Source organism: Hymenobacter sp. H14-R3, assembly GCF_030063445.1.
Taxonomy (GTDB): Bacteria; Bacteroidota; Bacteroidia; order Cytophagales; family Hymenobacteraceae; genus Hymenobacter.
This window is the reverse complement of sequence record NZ_JASITD010000001.1, coordinates 157,127-175,446: the sequence shown is the minus strand read 5'-3', so window position 1 is coordinate 175,446 and position 18,320 is coordinate 157,127. Positions and strand designations below refer to the sequence as shown.

The following is an 18,320-nucleotide window of genomic DNA, read 5'->3' as shown; positions in this document are numbered from 1 at the left end:
GGCCCGTGGCCGCTTGGCCCAGCCCGGCGCAAGGCGTTACATTTGGCAGGGGGCGGTGGTAAGAAGCAGTGCATAAAATATTGAAAATAAGCATGTTGAATTCAAAATTTACCAGCCGGTACCTGTTGCTGGCCGCTTGCGGCGTAGCCCTGGGCTGCGCCCCCGCCCGCGTGGCCGCTCCCCCAACTGATACTTTACCGGCAAATGCTTTGCAGCCCCTGGGCCGCTACCAGCTCACCAGCACGGGGCAGCTGGAGTTGATAAGCTCAGCCGTGCACTTTGGCTTCAGCTTTGAGGGTACCGAGTGCCAGGTTTTTGCCAATCTACCTACTAAGCAGGGCCATAGCTACTTGCAGTATGAACTGGATGGCGTGTACCAGAAGCGCCTGCGCGTGGAGGGCAGCTCGGCCGCCCCGCTGACCATTGCCGCCCCCGCGGCGGGCCGCCATACGGTCTGGATTTATAAAGCCACCGAGGCTAGCACCGGCCCCATCAATATCGAGAAAGTAACCGGCGCGAAGCTGAAGGCCTTGCCCGCGCCCACCGGCCCGCTTATCGAGTTTATTGGCAACAGCATTACCTGCGGAGCCGCCTCCGACCCCTCGGAGGTGCCCTGCGGCACCGGCGAGTACCACGACCAGACTAACGCCTACCAGGCCTACGGCCCCCGCGTGGCCCGAGGCTTGAAAGTCAACTACTTACTAAGTAGCGTGAGCGGCATTGGGGCGTACCGCACCTGGAGCCAAGCCGGCCCCACCATGCCGCAGGTGTATGAGAAATTTGATTTTCGGGTGGATAACCCGAAGCTCTGGGACTTTACCAAATACAAGCCCGCCGTAGTAAGCATTGCATTGGGTACTAACGACTTGAGCGACGGCGATGGTAAAACGCCGCGCCTGCCCTTCGACAGCGCCTCCTTCGTAAATAACTACGCGCTATTCGTGCGGCTAGTGAAGAGCAAGTACCCACAGGCGCGCATCGCGCTGCTGAGTAGCCCCATGGTCAACGGCAAAAACCGCATCAAGCTGCAAAACTGCCTGACCGCCATAAAGACGGCCACCGATGCCTCGTACCCGGCTGCTAAGCCGGTGGCCGTTTATTTCTTTCAGCCCATGACCCCGCACGGCTGCGGCGGCCACCCCGATGTGCAAGACCACGCCGCTATGGCGAAGGAGTTGACCCCTTTCTTTGCAAATCTGATGAAATAATATGTTGTAAAACAATTAGTTACGAGATAAAGAAGTGCTTTTTATTTTGTGCCGATAAAATTTATTTTGTACTAGCACTTGAACTTCTTGTGCTGACCCAGCGAACTCTAGGACGTTCCGAGGCGCTTTTTGGTGAGCTTAGTTGGGATGTGCTTCATAGGTTCATCGGGCCAGGGGTGGCGGGGATACTTGCCTTTCAGGTCTTTGCGCACCTCAAAATACCCCTTTTCCCAGAAGCTGCGCAGGTCGCGCGTTACCTGCGCCGGCCGGCCACCCGGCGACAGCAGGTGCAGCAGCAGCGGCACCCGGCCGCCGGCCACGGTGGGCGTTTCGGTGAGGCCGAATAATTCTTGCAGCTTCACGGCCAGCACCGGCGCGGCGGGGTCGGCGTAGTCGAGGGTGACGTGCGAGCCGCTGGGCACTTCGAGAGCGGCGGGCGCGAGGCGGTCCAGCTCCTGGCGCTGGGCCCAGCCGCCGGGCAGCCGGGCCAGCAGCGGTTCGTACAGGTCAAGGCGCTGCACCTGGTCGAGGCTTTTGAGGCCGGCTAGGTGCGGGCCCAGCCAGGTGGGCAGGTTGGCCAGCAAGTTGGCTTCGTCGAAGGCCAGCCACTCGGTGGGGGCCGCCTCGTCGGGGCCGGTGGGGGCGAGCAGCTGCCGCAGAAACTCCAGCCGCTGTTGCAATTGGAGGGCGGCGGGCGTCCAGTTCAGCTTTTCGAGGCCCGCTTCCTGCAAGTAGCCCAGCAGGGCTTGGGTTACCAGCTCCGCATTGGGCTGGCCAATGGCGTTTTCGGCCAGCAGCAGGGCGCCCAGGCGGCGCACCCGGCGGCCCATTACGCGCTGGGTAGCGGGGTCGAAACGCACTTCCTCGGTGGTGGTAATTTGCTCACCGAAAGCCAGCTCCAGCTCCTCGCGGTTGAGGGGCGCGGCGAGGGTAGCGCGGGGCGCGCCGGCCGCGCCCGCCAGGTGGGCCACGGCAAAAAACTCGGCTTGCGGGTCCACGTCCTCAGTGCGCAGGCTCACGCGCTGGCCGGTTACGAGCCGCAGGCGGTCGGGGGCTTCGCGCTGGGCTAGGCGGTCGGGGTAGGCGAGCGCCGTGAGCAGGCCCACGGGTGAATGAGTGAAGGAGTGAGTTGGTGAATTCTCTTTTTTGGAGCCCAAGCGGCTTTGCAGGTGGCGGGCCACGTCGCGCACGCGCTGGAGCGTGGCGTGGTGCAGGGCCAGGCCAGGCAGCGGGGCGCGGCCAGTGGCGAAGGCTTCGAGGCGCAGGCGCAGGTCGGGGGGCAGGGGGCGCGGGTCGGTGGGGGTGGCCCAGCGTAGCAGGTCGCGTTCGGCCAGCAGGGCGGCCAGCGCGGCGGCGGCCGGGCCGTGGCCCAGCGCCGCGCCGCGCACTACCAGGTGGCCCAGGCGCGGCGGCAGGCCCAGCTTGGCCAGCTGGCGGCCGTGGGCGGTGGGGGTTAATTTAGAAGTAGGAATAAGGGGTGAAGAATTGTCATTCGCTAATTCTTCACTCCTCATTTCCAATTCTAAATTCCCTTTTAATGCGCCCAGGCGCACCAAAAGGGAGCGGGCCTGGGCCACGGCGGCGGCGGGCGGTACATCGAGCCAGCGTAGGCTGGTGGGGTCGGTGGCGCCCCACAGGGCCAGCTCCAGCACGAGACCACTGAGGTCGGCGGTGTGGATTTCGGGCGGGCGGTGGGCGGGCAGGCTGTGGTGCTCGGCCTCCGTCCAGAGGCGGTAGCAAGTGCCGGGGGCGAGGCGGCCGGCGCGGCCCCGGCGCTGGTCGGCGGCGGCGCGGGCCACGGGCACGGTTTCGAGCGAGGTGAAGCCGGTGCGTGGCGCAAAGCGCGGCACTCGCGCAAAGCCGCCATCCACCACCACCCGCACGCCCTCGATGGTGAGGCTGGTTTCGGCGATGCTGGTGGCTAATATCACCTTGCGGCGGCCGGCCGGGGCGGGGCGCAGGGCGGCGTCCTGGGCATCGAGTGGCAGTTCGCCGTGCAGCAGATGCAGGTCGGTATCGGGGGGTAGGCTGTCGCCTAATTTTCTATCGACGCGCTGCAAATCGGCCACGCCGGGCAGGAACACGAGCACGTCGCCGGCGTGGGCGGCCAGGGCGGCGCGCACTTGCGCGGGCACCAGCTCGGCCAGGCGCTCGCCGGGCTTGTTGGGCAGGGCGGCGGCCCGGCGTGGGTCTAGGTAAACAGTCTCGACCGGAAACAGGAAGCCGGCGCTCGACACCACCGGCGCGGGCAGCCACTGCCCCAGCCGCTGCGCCTCCAGGGTGGCCGACATCAGCACGATGCGCAGCTCGGGCCGCAGCACGGCCTGGGCATCGAGGGCCAGGGCCAACCCCAAATCCGCATTCAGGCTGCGCTCGTGAAACTCGTCGAATACTACGCAGGCCACGTCTTCCAGGGCCGGGTCGTCTTGCAGCATTCGGGTCAGAATACCTTCCGTAATCACCTCAATGCGTGTGGCTTGCGATACCTTGCTGTCGAGCCGCACGCGGTAGCCCACGGTGCGGCCCACGGGCTCGCCCAGCAGCTGGGCCAGGCGGGCGGCGGCGGCGCGGGCGGCCAGCTGGCGCGGCTCCAGCACCAGTATTTTCTGGTTCTCGGGGCGCCACGCGGCGGCCAGCAGGGCCAGCGGCACCACGGTGGTTTTGCCCGCGCCGGGCGGCGCTTCGAGCACGGCGCGCGGGTGGTTTTCCAGGGCTGCCAGCAGCGCGGGCAGCGCGGCTACAACGGGTAAATCGGGGTAAGGAGGCAGACGAAACACGGGGTAGCTGTGCGGTAAGCTTCAGCTTGCCGGGAGTAGTGCGGTAGGCTTTAAACTTACTAATAGGAGTAGAAGAAAGATGGCGAAGGATGGCAACAGCAAGCTAAAGCTTACCGCACGGCTACACCCGCCGCAAGCGCCACAAGTCTACGCTGAGCGGGCCACCCGCGTGCAGCACGGGCGGGCCCACGGGCGTGGGCAGGCCGTGGCCCTCAATGAGGTCGGACTCGTAGTGCAGCAGCTCGGCGGCGCGCAGGGGCCAGGGCTGGTGGGCAATGCGGCCACGGTAGAGCTTTTCGCCGCGGCCCGGGCCCTGGCCGCCGGCCGCGTACAGGGCGTAGCGCTCGGTGAGAAAAAACGCCAGCGAGCCCGGCTCGGCGGGTGGCAGGGCTTCGCCCAGCCGCCAGGTGGCGTCGAAGTGGCCGGCGGGCGCGCCGTTGTGCACGCGGTGGCCGGTGTAGTGCAGCTGGTCGGGGGCGGGCCGGTCCAGGCTGAGCCGCGCCCGAAAGTAGGGCAGGTGAAAAAACGTGCGCGCCGCCCACACCGCCAGGGGGTTGCTGGCATCGAGTGAGAAAAACCACACGCCCGGTACGCCATCGAGGTGCACGTAGGTGCGCACATTCAGCTCCAGAAACTCGCGCACGCCGGGCACGGGCGGCGTTATGCGGCTGCGCACGTCCCACATCCGAAAGGGTACCACGGCTATCCAGGCCGTGCCGTCGTGAATATCGACTTGCAGGCGCGCCGGCAGCTGCGCCTGAATGAGCTCGGCCGGCACCGGCCAGTGCATAAATAGCAGGTCGCCCCACTCCTGGTGCATGAGGGGCCGGTCGGAGGGGCGGTCGCGCAGGGCCAGGCGGCCCGGTAGGGTGGGAGATAACATGGGCAAGAGAAGCTAGAGCAGGTACAAAATGCGAGAAAGCGCGCGCCGCTGGCCCCGTGGCCGCGCAGCTAACCAGCTAAACGTGCGCAGGCAAGAAACCGCACCAGTTCCAACGTAAAAGACGCTGCCTAGGCCACCGCCCCCGTGAGCCCCGCGCAAAAATCGGCGAAGGAATCGGCCAGGAAATAGGTGTCGCCCTCTTCGGCAGATGATTCGGGAAACTGCTGGTTACAGTCCCAGAAATAAATGCCCTGGTCCTCGCCGGCCATAAAGTACAGCAACAGCCCGTTGCTGGTATCCTTGCCAATAACCAGGGTTGTGGGCTCCAAATCCTCCTGGAACTCACGTAGCCAAAACGAGGCGTTCTTTGTGCGTTCGGGCTGATTGATACCAAATAAATATCTAATTTTCAGTGGTTTAGCTAATTGCTTAGTAGAAAACAACTGCTTGTCGAATACCGTGCAATCGGCTTGCCGTAAGAAAGCCTGGTAGTCGGGGGGCAGCGCCTGCCCCAATTGCTGCGTCAAGTCTTGCAGGGCTTGCTCGTTTTGCTGGAGCTGCTCGGCAACTGGCGCAACCAACGGCTCCCACTCATAATCAGTCAGCAAGCCGCAAAACTCGGTGAAGGACGCCGCCACCCGAAACGTGTTGGGAGCCCCTTTGGCGGCACCCGGGGAGAGGAAATTGTTGTGGTCCCAATAATAGATGCCCTGGTCTTCGCCCGAAACGGTGTACAGTATGAAATGCCCGCCGGGGTCACTGCCGATTAGCAGCGTTTGTTCTTCTATCTCGTCCTCGTATTCCTGCAGCCAGTAACGCAACGTGAGCGACCGCGATGCAAGATTGGTGAGCCCGAAAAAGACATTCATTAGTACATCCTGCGTCAAATCGCGCACGAAGAAAACCTGCTTGTTAACCTCAGCTCCATTGGTTTCCAGCAAAAACTGGCGGTAGTCGGCGGGCAGCTCAAACCCTATTTCCTCTTCGAAGGCCACTATTTCAGGCTCGGTCGTAGTACCCCAGGCGGTGACGTTCATGCGAATTAACTAGTTTGTTTTCAACATATTAACCACTAAACGTACTTAGCGTTTAGTGGCCGTGGAGCTCAGGCAGTAAAGCGGAATAAAAGTAGTACCTGCTCCAGCGGGGCCGCTTGGCCGGCTCGCAACTTAGGTTATTCAACAACTCATTGTGTCAGTACACCGCCACGCTGGGGTCTACTTGCAGGCTCCAGGCGTCGATGCCGCCTCTCAAATTAAGCAGGTTTTCGTGGCCCAGGCGGTGCTGCAAGTAGCCCAGCGCCTGCGCCGAGCGCACGCCGTGGTGGCAGATGAGCACTACCGGCCCGGTAGTGCGGATTTCGGCAGCGCGGCGCGGAATTTCGCCCAGCGGAATGAGCACGCTGCCCGCAATGCGGCAGTAGTCAAACTCCATTTCCTCGCGCACGTCGATGAGCAGGATGTCTTCGCCGGCGGCCAGGCGGGCGTGCAGGGCGGCGGGGGTGAGGTCGGGCAGCATGGGGCAAAAGTACCCCGGCCGGCTACCTTGCGCGGCTCTTTGTGCCTTCGCTATGTTGCTGTTTACCCTTGCCAGCCTCCCGGCTGATATCCTGGCCGCCGTGCGCGCCACCACCGGCCTGGAGTGGGTGGCGGTGCTCACGGGCTTTGCCTGCGTGTGGCTGGCGGCCCGCGAGTCGCTCTACAATTTTCCGGTGGCCATTGTGAGCTGCCTGCTCTACGTGGCCATCTATCACCGGGCGGCCCTGTATTCTGACCGCAACTTGCAGGGGCTGTTCATCGCGCTCAGCGTGTATGGCTGGTACGAATGGCTGTTTGGCGGCCGGGGCAAAACCCCGCTGGCCGTGTCGCACACCACGCCGGCCGAGTGGGCGCTGGCGGTAGCCTTCGCCGCCGCCTACACGCTGGGCTTTGGCTACTACCTGGCCCATCACACCGACTCCTCCTTCCCCTACCTCGATAGCTTTACCACGGGCGTGAGCCTGGTAGCGCAATTCTTGCTGATGCGTAAAAGACTGGAAAACTGGTGGTTGTGGATATTGGTGGATATTATTTACGTGCCCATTCTATGGGCCAAGCACCTGTATCCCACCAGCTTGCTCTACGCCCTGTACCTGGCGCTGGCAGCCTACGGCTACTGGCAGTGGCGCGCCGACATGGGCAAAAAGCCCAGCCTGCCCGCGGCAGCTTAAGCGGGCCCGCTAAACTGGAATGCTAGTTAAAAAATTGTAAATGAGCATTTTACGAATTTCCATTACCGGGCCCGAGTCGGCGGGCAAAAGCACCCTGGCCGCGCAGCTGGCGGCGCACTACGGCACCGTGTTCGTGCCCGAATACGCCCGCGAGTACTTCGAAGCCCACGGCCCCGCCTACACCCTGCCCGACCTCGAAGCCATTGCCCGCGCGCAGCTGGCCGAGGAAGACCTGGGTAGCTTGCAAAACCGGCAGCTACTCTTTTGCGATACCGATTTGTTGGTGATAAAAATCTGGGCCGAAAACGCGTTCGGCACCTGCCCGGCCTGGGTACTGGCCGAATTGAACAAGCCGCGCTACGTCCTCACGCTGCTACTGGCCCCCGACCTCCCCTGGGCCCCCGACCCCCTGCGCGAACACCCCGACTCGGCCCAGCGCTGGCATTTTTACGACTTGTATAAAGCTGAATTGCGGCAGCGTAGCTGGCCTTTTGCCGAAATTAGCGGCCCGCCGGCCCAGCGGTTCGTACAAGCGGTTGCCGCCATCGAAAGCGTGCGGTAAGCTTCAGCTTGCCGTGGGTAAACCCGTATCAAGCTAAAAAGGCAAGCCAAAGCTTACCCCACATTTCTATGCCTACCCTCACCTCCGCCACCGCCCGCGTCGAAATTGCTCTGCACGGCGCTGAGCTCACCAGCTTCATTGACTTGGCCAGCGGCCGCGAATACCTCTGGCAGGCCGACCCCGCGCAGTGGGCCCGCCACGCGCCGCTGCTGTTCCCCATCGTGGGCAAGCTGCCCGACGATACGTATCTGCATGAGGGACAGGCGTATGAGCTATCGCAGCACGGCTTCGCCCGCGACCAGGAGTTTATGGTTATCGAGCAGGATGCCCACAGCCTCACCTTGCAGCTCATGGCCAGCGCGGCCAGCAAGCAGGTGTACCCCTTCGAGTTTGAGCTGCGGGTGCGCTACGAGCTGCGCGGCCGCGTGCTCACCGTGGGCTGGCACGTGCGCAACCCCGCCGCCGCCAGCCAGGATTTGCTGTTCAGCCTCGGGGCGCACCCGGCGTTCAATTGCCCGTTGCAGCCCGCGGCGGGCGAGCAGTTCCGCGACTACGCCTTCCACTTCGACCACCCCGTGACCTTGCAGCGCCAGCTGCTGGCCAGCGGCCTGCGCACCGGCCCCCGTGCTCACCCAGCAAGCCGCGCTACCGCTTAGCTACGAGCTGTTTGCCAGCGATGCGCTGGTATTCAGCCACTTCGATTTTACCCGCCTCACCCTGCAAAAAGCCGACAAAACCGGCCCCTTCGTGCGCATACAGTTCGACGGCTTTCCCTACCTCGGCCTCTGGACCAAAGGCCCCGGTGCGGCCTTCGTGTGCATCGAGCCCTGGCAGGGCGTGGCCAGCCCCGTGGGCCCGGCGCAGGAGCTGCGCGACAAAGAAGGCATGCTGACCCTGGCCCCCAGCCAGATGTTTGATACCAGCTATACGATGGAGATTGGGTAAGGCGCTTGGGTAAAAAAGAACGTCATGCGCTACTGGGACAGCTAAGCCTCTACCGGGCGGCGGCGGTTGTAGTCGGGCTCCCAGTCGTTGATGGGGCGCGAAATGCCGGGCGGCAGGTCGATATCGGGCAGGCCGGGGTCGTGGGGCTCACCGCCGCCATCGTCGCCATCGGAGGAGGGCGGTGGGGGCGGCGGCACCCGCCGGCGCTTGGGCAGCACCAGAAAAAAGGTGAATAAAGCCAGCAAAAAAACGGCGCAAAGAAGCTGGTGCATAACAAGAAAGCCGATGGCAAGTACTGCGAAATAATGGGCGGGTGCCGCCCCTTCCCAACGCAGGAAACCGGGGATGCGTTGCTGATTGCCGCATCTGCTAAGATAACTGATAGCCAGCAAACCAACCCCGCCCGGCGGCCGGCGCGGGGCAGGCCGTATCTTTGCGCCATGTTTAGGGGTGCTGGCCAGGGAAACCCGGCCGGCTGAGATGACACCCATCGAACCTGAACCGGGTAATGCCGGCGCAGGGAACAAACAATCCGCGAACGTTTTTGCCTGCGCGCCGACCCCTGGCGGGCGGGCGCGTGGTTTTTTTCGTCGTTATTTTTTGAAAACTGTACGTATTGCGGGTACGGCGCTGCTGGCGCTGGCCACTGCATCGGCGTGGGCCCAGGGCCCCGTGGCGGGCACCATCACCGATGCCCAAACGGGCCAGGCGCTGCCCGGTGCCACCATTTTGCTCGATGGCGCGGCCATTGGCGTTACCAGCGCCGCGGGCACGTTTAACCTGGCCGCCGTGGCGGCGGGCAGCCACGAGCTGCGCATCACGTTTTTGGGCTACGAGCCGCTGGTGCGACAGGTGCAAGGACAAGTAGCTGAGCAGCAGATTAGTGCGAAGCTACTGCCGGGCGGCGTGCTCATGGGCGAGGCGCTCATCACGGCCACCCGGGCCAGCGACCGCACGGCCACGGTGTACACCAACCTCAGCAAGCAGGACATCAATAAGCGCAACTTCGGCCAGGACCTGCCCTACCTGCTCGACCAAACGCCCTCGGTAGTCGTGACTTCGGACGCCGGAGCGGGCGTGGGCTACACCGATATCCGCATTCGGGGCACGAGCAGCACGGGCATCAACACCACCGTGAATGGGGTGCCGCTGAACGACCCCGAAAGCCACGGCTCTTTTTTGGTGAATCTGCCCGATTTGTCGTCGTCCATCAACAGCATTCAGGTGCAGCGTGGGGTGGGCACCAGCCAGAACGGCAGCGCGGCCTTCGGCGCCAGCCTCAACATCTCGACCCTCGACAACCGCCGCGAGGCCTACGCCGAAAGCCAGAACAGCTACGGCTCCTTCAACACCTGGAAAAATAATGTGTCGTTTGGTACCGGGCTGATAGGCAAGTACTTCACCGTGGATGGCCGCCTTTCGCGCATCAGTAGCGATGGCTACATGAACAAGGCGGCCTCCGATTTGAAGTCGTATTACTTCGCCGCGGGCTACCAGCAGAAAAATACGCTGATTAAGTTTATCACCTTCTCGGGCCGCGAAAAAACCTACCAGGCCTGGAACGGCGTGCCCGAGCCCGCCCTCACCGGCAGCCAGGCCCTGCTCCAGACTTACATCGACAATGGCGAGCTAAGCCCCGCCGACGCGGCGCGGGTGCAGCAGGAGGGCCGCCGCTACAGCTACTACACATACGATAGCCAGACCGACAACTACCAGCAAAACCACTACCAGCTGCACCTCTCGCAGGGCCTGGGCAGCAGCTGGAGCCTGGGGGCGGCGCTGCACCTCACGCGCGGTTTTGGCTACTACGAGAGCTATCGCGCCCGCCGCAAGTTTGCCGATTATGGCCTGCAAAACGTGGTGATTGGGGGCGATACCCTCACCCGCACCAACCTCATCGACCGCAAGTGGCTCGATAACTATTTCTACGGCGGCACCTTCGCCCTCAATTACCAGCCCAAGGACAACGAGAAGTTTCAGGCCACGCTGGGCGGCGGCTGGAACCACTTCGACAACGACCACTACGGCGAGATAATCTGGGCTCAGTACGCCAGCACCAGCTTTCCGGGCCAGCGCTATTACTTCAACAACGCCCGCAAAACCGACTTCAACGCCTACGCCCGCGCCACCTACCAGGTGCTGCCCTGGCTAGGCCTCTACGGCGACGTGCAGGTGCGCCGCATTCTCTATCGCGTTGAGGGCGTGGAGGATAAGCAGAACAGCGTGGCCACCAGCGCAAACTATACCTTCTACAACCCCAAGGCCGGCGCTACCGTGGCCCTCGGCGCAGGCCAGCAGCTCTACGCCAGCGTGGCGGTGGGCCAGCGCGAGCCCGTGCGCGCCGATTTCACCGACCGCCAGGCCGGCTACCCGGCCGCCCAGGCCGAGCGCCTGCTCGATTTTGAGGCCGGCTACCGCCTCACCCGCGCCGACCTCAGCCTGCTGGGCCCGCGCACCGCCGTGCGCGTCGAGGCCAACTACTTCGACATGACTTACCGCAACCAACTGGTTGCCACCGGCCAGCTCAACGACGTGGGCACCGCCCTGCGCACCAACGTGGCCCGCAGCTACCGCCGCGGCGTAGAGCTCACCGGCTTTATCTCGGCCAATGACAAAATCAGCCTCAGCAGCACCGTCACGCTCAGCCGCAACCGTATTCTGGACTACCACGACGTGACGTATGATGCGAATTACGCGCCCGTAGTAGCCGCCCAAGGGCGCGCCACTACCATCTCCTACTCGCCCTCGGCCATCACGGCGCACACCCTCGAGGGCCAGCCGCTGCGAGGCCTGCGCCTGGCGCTGCTCTACAAAACGGTGGGCCGCCAGTACCTCGACAATTCGACTAATGAAGGCCGTAGTATTCAGTCGTATCAGGTGCTCGATTTCCGGCTGCGCTACGCCCTGCACCCCTCGTTTATGAAGGAAATCGAGTTTGCTTTGTTGGTCAGTAACCTGCTCAACCGTGAGTACGCAGCCAATGGCTACACCTACGGCTACATTGGCGCGAGCGGCCGCCAGGAAAGCTTCAACTGGTACTACCCGCAGGCCACCCGCAACTTCTTGGCCTCGGTGAACTTGCGATTTTAGGTAGGTAGCGTAAACTCTGTAGAGTCCGCGCGTGGGAACGTTGTTCAATGATACCACGCGCGGACTCACAGAGTACACGCTACACCCCACCGGGCAAGGGTCGTATCTTCGTGGCTATAACGGTGGCCGCGCGCTACCGGCTTTCGCTGCTTATGGTTCGCTTGTTTCTACTCCTGGCTGCGTTGCTGACCAGCCAGCTGCCCGCCGCGGCGCAGGCCGCCCCTGGCCCGGCCGCCCCCCTCACCATTGCCGCCGCCGCCGACCTCAAATACGCGCTCGACTCGCTGGTCACGATTTTCAAACGGCAGCACCCGGCGGCCAAAGTCACGGTGGTGTACGGCTCATCGGGCAAGTTCTACGAGCAGCTGCGCCACGCCGCGCCGTTCGACATGTACTTTTCGGCCGATAGCGAGTATCCGCGCCGCTTGCAGCAGGCGGGCCTCACGGCCGGCGCGCCGCAGCCCTACGCCCTGGGCCGCCTCGTGCTGTGGAGCAAGAAGCTGAACCCCAGCCTGAAAGGGATGAATACGCTGCTCGACCCGCAGGTCAAGCACCTGGCCATCGCTAACCCCGCCCACGCTCCCTACGGCCGCCTCGCCGAAGAAGTACTGCGCCGCTATAAGCTCTACGACCAGGTGCAGCCCAAGCTGGTACTGGGCGAAAACATCGGCCAGGCCGCCCAGTACGCCGCCACTGGCGCGGCCGATGCCGGCCTGCTTGCCTATTCGCTGGCCCTCAGCCCCGAGCTGCGCCGGGCGGGCAAGTTTTACCTCATTCCGGCCACTGCGCACTCACCGTTGCAGCAGAGCTTTGTAGTACTCAAGCAGGCTAAAGGCAACGCCAGCGCCGCCGCTTTTGCCACGTTTATGGGTAGCCCGGTGGCGCGGCAGGCGCTCAAAAAGTATGGGTTTGGGTTGTGAAAGCTTTGGCTTTTTGATATCTGAAAAACGCCCGTCATTGCGAGCATGTTGCGCAATATGCTCGCAATGACGATAACGTATTGATAACAAGTAACTTACTCAATGCCCCCCGACTATTGGCAAACCCTGCGCCTGACCCTGGCCCTGGCCGCCTGCACTACGGTGCTGCTGCTGCTGCTGGGCCTGCCGCTGGCCTACGCGCTGGCGCGGTCGCGCAGCCGGCTGCGTCCGCTGGCCGAGGCCGTGGTGAGCCTGCCGCTGGTGCTGCCGCCCACCGTGATTGGGTTCTACCTGCTGCTGGCCTTCAGCGACAGCACCGCGCTGGGCCGGTTTCTGATTAACCAGCTGGGGCTGAGCCTGAACTTCACGTTTCCCGGCATTTTGGTGGGCTCGCTGGTGTATAGCCTGCCGTTTATGGTGCAGCCGTTGCAGGCGGGGTTTCGGCAGCTGCCGCGCTCACTCAGCGAGGCGGCCTACACGCTGGGCAAGTCGCGCGGTACCACGCTGTGGCGCGTGCTGCTACCCAACATGAAGCCCGCTTTGCTCAACGGCGTTGTGCTCACGTTTGCTCATACGCTGGGCGAGTTTGGGGTGGTGCTGATGATTGGCGGCAGCCTGCCCGGCCGCACTCGCGTGGCCTCCATCGCCATCTATGACGAGGTGCAGAGCCTGCACTACGACCAGGCTAATGCGTACGCTATCACGTTATTAGTGGTAGCCTTTGTTATTCTGGTGGGGCTGTACTGGTTTACTAAAAAAGACGCGGCGCGCCTGTCATAATTACGAAATCCGTGTTAGATTTTCACCTCCTCAAAGCGCTGCACACCGCCGCCGGCCCGCGCACTCTCGACGTGCGCCTGACCCTGGCCCCCGGCGAGCTGCTGGCCATCAGTGGCCCCTCGGGCGCGGGCAAAACCACGCTGCTGCGCCTGCTCGCCGGCCTCGACCGGCCCGACGGCGGCTTCCTCACCGCCGACGGCCAGCCCTGGTACCGCCAGCAGCCCCGCCACTGGCTGCCGCCCCAGCAACGCCCGTTGGGCTTCGTGTTTCAGGACTACGCGCTGTTTCCCAACATGACGGTGCGCGAAAACCTGGCGTTCGCCACCGCCGGCCGTGCTGATGATAAAATATTGATTGACAAGCTATTAGAGGAATTGGAGTTGACCGAACTGGCCCAGCGCCGGCCGGCCGTGCTCTCGGGTGGGCAGCAGCAGCGGGTGGCGCTGGCCCGTGCCCTGGCCGCCCGCCCGCGCCTGTTGCTGCTCGACGAGCCCCTCGCGGCCCTCGACCTGCCCACCCGGCTGCGCCTCCAGCAGGTGCTGGCCGAGGTGCACAAGCAGTTCAGCCTCACCACTATTCTTATCAGCCACGACCCCGCCGAAATAGCCCGCCTCGCTGACCGCGTGCTGGAGCTGGACCTGGGCCAGGTGCGCCGCCTGGGGCCGCCCGTGGCCCCGGCCGCGCCCGCCACCGTGCCCGGCCGCGTGCTGGCCGTGCTGGCGGCCGGGCGGCTGCGGGTGCAATTGCCGGGCGGCGCGGAGGTCGAAGTTCCCGCGCCGCCCGGCCGCGAATGCGCGGTAGGGCAGAAGCTGGCGCTAACGGTGGGAGTAGGGCCTGGGTAATGCTACCTGTGCAAAGTTAAAAAAATGATTATGAGGCAGTTATTTTAAATCCCAATACACCACATACCGCTCGCGCTGGGCCTTGTAATAGGGCACCAGCCGGATGCCGGGGGCTTTGGTGGCGGCGGTGGTGGTGAAGGTGAGCGGCTGGCCAGGTACGGGTTTCAGCCAGTCGGTGACCTGGCCGCGGCCGGTGGCCAGGGTGTGCACGAGGTCGGCTGGCACGTGGTAGTCGTAGGTGTAGTACTGGTAGGGCTGCGTGGGGTCGTGGTAGGGGGCGGTGCCGGTGAGGCCGGCGGTGCCCATTTCGCCGGCCAGCACGATGGGGCCGTAGGCGAAAGCCGCCTTCTGGGGGTTGTCGGGGGTGGGCACCACGCGCAGGCTCATGGGATAGGTTAGCTCCACCTGGTCGCCGTTTTTCCACTGGCGGGCTACGGTAATGTAGCTGCCGGGCTGCTGCCGCACGGCCACGGTTTTGCCGTTTACCTTGAGCATCACGCCGTTGGTGGCCCAGGCGGGGTAGCGCAGGTGCAGGGGCATAGCCACCGGCTTTTGGGTTTCGATGGTCAGGCGGGTGGTGGCTTCTTCGGGGTAGCGGGTGCGCTGCACCACTTTCACGCCGCGTTCCTGCCAGGTCAGCTCTGAGGGAATGAATAGGTTGACGTACAAGTCTTTATCATCGTGATAGTAGATGGCCTCGCCGTACTTGGAGTGGCTCTCGAACCCCGTGCCCACGCAGCACCAGAACGACTCGGTGGGCGTGCTGTACAGGCGGTACGCGCCGGGCAGCATGGGCGAGAAGTAGCTCGACATGCCCGTTTTGGGGTCTTGCTGGCCCAGAATATGATTGTAGAGCGCCTGCTCGTAGTAGTCGGCATACTTGGCCTCGGGGCTCCAAGTGAAAAGGTGGCGCGTGAGCTTGAGCATGTTGTAGGTGTTGCACGTCTCGCCGGTGTAGCCGGTGAGGTGCGCGCCCAACTGGTCGGGCTTAAAGAAGTGCTCCTTGTCGCTGTTGCCGCCGTGGGCGTAGGTGTGGTGCTGCACCACATCGTTCCAGAAGAAAGTAGCCGCCGCCTTATCCTTGGGGTCGTCGGTCAGCTCGTAGGCGCGGGCCTCACCTACTATCTTTGCAATCAGGGTATTAGCGTGTAGGCTGTCGAGCTGGTCGCGCCCGTTTTCCAGGGGCTGAATCACCGCTTGGTGGTAGAACATCTGGGCTAATTTCAGGTGCTCGGGGTTGCCGGTGATGGCGTAGAGGTTATAAAAAGCGTCGTTCATACCCCCGAACTCGTTGGTCAGCATAACGGCCAACTGCGCCTGGCTTAGGGGTGCGAGCTTTTTATAGGCCCAACCGGCCATGTCTTTTTCCACGGCCAGCGCCTGCGGGTTGTGGGTTTGCCAGTAGGCATCGGTGAGGCCGGCAAAAAGCTTGTGCAGCGTATACCACGGGGCCCAAACCTTGGTGCCGGCAATATTGCGGTCAATCAGAGACTGAGGAAACGCGCTGAGGTAGCCGCCTTGCTTCAGGGCTTGCTGCACCTCGGCCAGCCCCGATACCAGGCTGTCGCTCTTCACTTTAAACACCGGGTTGCCGGTAGAGGCGTACTGAAACGCCAGCCCCGACAGCACGTGGCCGGTGCTGTGGCCGCGCAAGTCTATGTTCAGCGCTTCCCAGCCACCGAGGGGCTTGGGCGTTTTGACCGCCCCGTCCGGCTGGCCGGGCAGCAGGCCCGCATTCACCCAAAAGCTGTACAGCAGCCGGTCAACGGGCAGCGAGAGCAGCCACTGGCCTTCGCGGTCCAGGTTGTCCTTGAAAGGGCCAGGCAGCAGCCGCACATCAGCAAGGTCAAAGCTGGCCGCCTTGATGGGCGCGCGCACGGCCACGGCAGTTTTCTCCTGCGTTTCGCCGGGGTACTGCGCGTGGGCCAGCACGGGCAGCAGGCCAGCCACTGCCACTAGGCTATACTTAAAATAAGTGGGTAGGAAGGCCATAAAAGCAAAAGGGGTAATGCTGTGTTTGTAGGTAGCCGTGGCTTTCAGCAAATTGAGTTTTTTTCCGGGGACCAGTGTTGAGCAGCGATGAGGTAAAGTCCTTGCCCCTATTTATGGTAAAGCTCGCCTTGCTAAAGCGTAATGCTGAAAAGTAGCGCGGTCCTGGCGAGTAGTGCGGCCGCTGCGAGTTGGCTAGTGAACGCTCCTGGCGTTCCGACGTGCGGACTCGCAGAGTCCGCGCTACCCCCCGTTATCTTTGTTAACCATCCCGTTCCCCACCCCCGCCCATGTCCTCCATTGCCGACGTCCTCAGCCCCGAATCCAAAGCCCACACCGCCCAAAAAGGCAGCACCAACGCCAACGGCTTCACCGATTACTTTGACCTCGATGGCCTGCTCACCGAGGAGCATCTGCTCATCCGGCAGAGCATCCGCGACTTTGTTAAAAAGGAGATTTCGCCCAGCATCGAGAAGTGGGCGCAGGACGCGCATTTCCCGTCCGAAATCGTGCGCAAGTTTGGCGACGTGGGCGCATTCGGGCCTACCATTCCGCAGGAATACGGCGGCGGCGGGCTCGACTACATCAGCTATGGCCTGATTATGCAGGAGATTGAGCGCGGCGACTCGGGCATGCGCTCCACGGCCTCGGTGCAGGGCTCGCTGGTGATGTTCCCCATCTACGCCTACGGCTCGGAGGCGCAGCGCCAGAAATTCCTGCCCAAGCTGGCCAGCGGCGAGTGGCTGGGCTGCTTCGGCCTCACCGAGCCCGACCACGGCTCGAACCCCGGCGGTATGACCACCAACATCAAGGAGGAGGGCGACCACTTCATCCTCAACGGGGCGAAGCTCTGGATATCGAACTCGCCCGAGTGCCAGGTGGCCGTTGTGTGGGCCAAAAACGAGCAGGGCCGCATCAAGGGCGTGCTCGTGGAGCGCGGCATGGCCGGCTTCACCACCCCCGAAATCCACAACAAATGGAGCCTGCGCGCCAGCACCACCGGCGAGCTGGTGTTCGATAACGTGGTGATTCCCAAGGAGAACATTCTGCCCAATATCGACGGCCTCAAAGGCCCGCTCAGCTGCCTCGACTCGGCCCGCTTCGGCATTGCCTGGGGTGCCATCGGCGCGGCCATCGACTGCTACGAGTCGGCCCTGAAATACTCGCTTCAGCGCGAGCAGTTCGGCCAGCCCATCGGCGGCTTCCAGCTCCAGCAGAAGAAGCTCGCCGAAATGATTACCGAAATCACCAAGGCGCAGCTACTCGTCTGGCGCTTAGGGGTTTTGAAAAATGAAGGCAAAGCCACCAGCGCCCAAATCTCGATGGCCAAGCGCAACTCCGTCGAGATGGCCCTGCACGTAGCCCGCGAGGCCCGCCAGATTCACGGCGGCATGGGCATCACGGGCGAGTACCCCATCATGCGCCACATGATGAACCTGGAATCGGTGGTAACCTACGAGGGCACCCACGATATTCACCTGCTCATTACGGGCGCGGATATTACGGGTATTCAGGCGTTTAAGTAGTGGATAACTACCTGCCCTTTGAAGAAGTAAGGCAGGCTCCGGAATTTGCGGCGTACTACGAAGCAGCTGGCCACTTTTGCCTATTTCTGGAAGAAAGCAACGGCCTGACTACAAGCGGGTTTCTGAACAAAGCCCGCTTGCACTTATTGCGGCTCTACGCTGCCGCGTTGGCCATGCCAGCGGTTGATTTACAATCGAATAAGGAGTACGAGGATAAAGTATCGGTCGATGCTTTTCGAGCCGTTCTTTCCTCGGTAGCTGAGCAACTGGACAGCGCCCGCTATTACTGGCACGTGTTCGACCCAACAGACGACCTCGATACAACACCAAAGTGCGGCGACTTGCTCAACGACCTGGGCGATATCTACAAAGACCTGAAAAACAGGCTAATGCTGTTTAGCCTAGACAAAGAGGACTGCGAGGAAATTGCCCGGTGGAATTTGAAGTTTGATTTCGACGCGCATTGGGGCGCGCACTGCATAAACGCGCTATCAGCTATGCACTTCTACCTTAAAAAATAAGGAGCTACAAAGAGTAGCTTCTTACTGGAATTCTGTAAATCAACTTGGTTTCATGGGCCTTGATACGG

17 protein-coding genes and 1 riboswitch are annotated in these 18,320 nt (G+C 62.8%); of the genes, 11 read left to right on the top strand and 6 right to left on the bottom strand.

Annotated features, from left to right (window positions below):
- Positions 1–92 precede the first annotated feature (92 nt).
- The gene (locus tag QMK33_RS00785) at positions 93–1,208 is read left to right on the top strand and encodes an SGNH/GDSL hydrolase family protein (RefSeq protein ID WP_283562649.1); all 1,116 of its coding nucleotides are present in this window, start codon (positions 93–95) and stop codon (positions 1,206–1,208) included.
- Between the two features lie 107 nt (positions 1,209–1,315).
- Here QMK33_RS00785 and hrpB read toward each other — a convergent pair whose 3' ends face one another.
- From hrpB to QMK33_RS00765, 4 genes are all read right to left on the bottom strand, one after another.
- The gene (gene hrpB / locus QMK33_RS00780) at positions 1,316–3,985 is read right to left on the bottom strand and encodes an ATP-dependent helicase HrpB (RefSeq protein ID WP_283562648.1); all 2,670 of its coding nucleotides are present in this window, start codon (positions 3,983–3,985) and stop codon (positions 1,316–1,318) included.
- Between the two features lie 121 nt (positions 3,986–4,106).
- Positions 4,107–4,868, bottom strand: a complete 762-nt coding sequence (locus tag QMK33_RS00775) for a YqjF family protein (RefSeq protein ID WP_283562647.1) — start codon at positions 4,866–4,868, stop codon at positions 4,107–4,109.
- A gap of 128 nt (positions 4,869–4,996) precedes the next feature.
- Entirely contained in the window at positions 4,997–5,905 is a 909-nt protein-coding gene (locus tag QMK33_RS00770) for an SMI1/KNR4 family protein (protein WP_283562646.1), read from the bottom strand.
- Between the two features lie 157 nt (positions 5,906–6,062).
- The gene (locus QMK33_RS00765) at positions 6,063–6,386 is read right to left on the bottom strand and encodes a rhodanese-like domain-containing protein (protein WP_283562645.1); all 324 of its coding nucleotides are present in this window, start codon (positions 6,384–6,386) and stop codon (positions 6,063–6,065) included.
- Between the two features lie 52 nt (positions 6,387–6,438).
- On the opposite strand from QMK33_RS00765, the gene pnuC reads away from it, so the two are divergent.
- From pnuC to QMK33_RS00745, 4 genes are all read left to right on the top strand, one after another.
- The gene (gene pnuC, locus QMK33_RS00760) at positions 6,439–7,077 is read left to right on the top strand and encodes a nicotinamide riboside transporter PnuC (protein WP_283562644.1); all 639 of its coding nucleotides are present in this window, start codon (positions 6,439–6,441) and stop codon (positions 7,075–7,077) included.
- A gap of 40 nt (positions 7,078–7,117) precedes the next feature.
- Positions 7,118–7,639, top strand: a complete 522-nt coding sequence (locus QMK33_RS00755; protein ID WP_283562643.1) for an AAA family ATPase — start codon at positions 7,118–7,120, stop codon at positions 7,637–7,639.
- 68 nt (positions 7,640–7,707) lie between these two features.
- Positions 7,708–8,295 carry an aldose epimerase family protein gene (locus tag QMK33_RS00750; RefSeq protein WP_283562642.1) on the top strand — a complete coding sequence of 196 codons (588 nt, stop codon included), beginning with the start codon at positions 7,708–7,710 and terminating at the stop codon, positions 8,293–8,295.
- The gene (locus tag QMK33_RS00745) at positions 8,264–8,584 is read left to right on the top strand and encodes an aldose epimerase family protein (protein WP_283562641.1); all 321 of its coding nucleotides are present in this window, start codon (positions 8,264–8,266) and stop codon (positions 8,582–8,584) included. Before QMK33_RS00750 ends, QMK33_RS00745 begins: the two co-directional genes overlap by 32 nt.
- Positions 8,585–8,625: 41 nt before the next feature.
- On the opposite strand, the gene QMK33_RS00740 is transcribed toward QMK33_RS00745, so the two are convergent.
- Positions 8,626–8,856 (bottom strand): hypothetical protein, encoded by a 231-nt coding sequence (locus QMK33_RS00740; protein WP_283562640.1) that lies wholly within the window; start codon positions 8,854–8,856, stop codon positions 8,626–8,628.
- A 164-nt stretch (positions 8,857–9,020) separates the two neighbouring features.
- A riboswitch (TPP riboswitch) is annotated at positions 9,021–9,126 on the top strand.
- A gap of 58 nt (positions 9,127–9,184) precedes the next feature.
- On the opposite strand from QMK33_RS00740, the gene QMK33_RS00735 reads away from it, so the two are divergent.
- The 4 genes from QMK33_RS00735 to QMK33_RS00720 all read left to right on the top strand — a co-directional run bounded on the left by QMK33_RS00735 (position 9,185) and on the right by QMK33_RS00720 (position 14,216).
- The gene (locus QMK33_RS00735; protein ID WP_283562639.1) at positions 9,185–11,674 is read left to right on the top strand and encodes a TonB-dependent receptor; all 2,490 of its coding nucleotides are present in this window, start codon (positions 9,185–9,187) and stop codon (positions 11,672–11,674) included.
- A gap of 152 nt (positions 11,675–11,826) precedes the next feature.
- Positions 11,827–12,594 carry a molybdate ABC transporter substrate-binding protein gene (modA, locus tag QMK33_RS00730; protein WP_283562638.1) on the top strand — a complete coding sequence of 256 codons (768 nt, stop codon included), beginning with the start codon at positions 11,827–11,829 and terminating at the stop codon, positions 12,592–12,594.
- 102 nt (positions 12,595–12,696) lie between these two features.
- A complete protein-coding gene (gene modB / locus QMK33_RS00725; protein ID WP_283562637.1) occupies positions 12,697–13,374 on the top strand; it encodes a molybdate ABC transporter permease subunit in 678 nt (225 codons plus the stop codon).
- A gap of 11 nt (positions 13,375–13,385) precedes the next feature.
- A complete protein-coding gene (locus tag QMK33_RS00720; RefSeq protein ID WP_283562636.1) occupies positions 13,386–14,216 on the top strand; it encodes an ATP-binding cassette domain-containing protein in 831 nt (276 codons plus the stop codon).
- 39 nt (positions 14,217–14,255) lie between these two features.
- On the opposite strand, the gene QMK33_RS00715 is transcribed toward QMK33_RS00720, so the two are convergent.
- Positions 14,256–16,208, bottom strand: a complete 1,953-nt coding sequence (locus tag QMK33_RS00715) for a glycoside hydrolase family 127 protein (RefSeq protein ID WP_283562635.1) — start codon at positions 16,206–16,208, stop codon at positions 14,256–14,258.
- 287 nt (positions 16,209–16,495) lie between these two features.
- On the opposite strand from QMK33_RS00715, the gene QMK33_RS00710 reads away from it, so the two are divergent.
- Both QMK33_RS00710 and QMK33_RS00705 read left to right on the top strand, forming a co-directional pair.
- Positions 16,496–17,731 (top strand): acyl-CoA dehydrogenase family protein, encoded by a 1,236-nt coding sequence (locus QMK33_RS00710; protein WP_283562634.1) that lies wholly within the window; start codon positions 16,496–16,498, stop codon positions 17,729–17,731.
- Positions 17,731–18,252, top strand: a complete 522-nt coding sequence (locus QMK33_RS00705; protein WP_283562633.1) for a DUF5063 domain-containing protein — start codon at positions 17,731–17,733, stop codon at positions 18,250–18,252. The genes QMK33_RS00710 and QMK33_RS00705 overlap by 1 nt, the downstream gene beginning before the upstream one ends.
- Positions 18,253–18,320 lie beyond the last annotated feature (68 nt).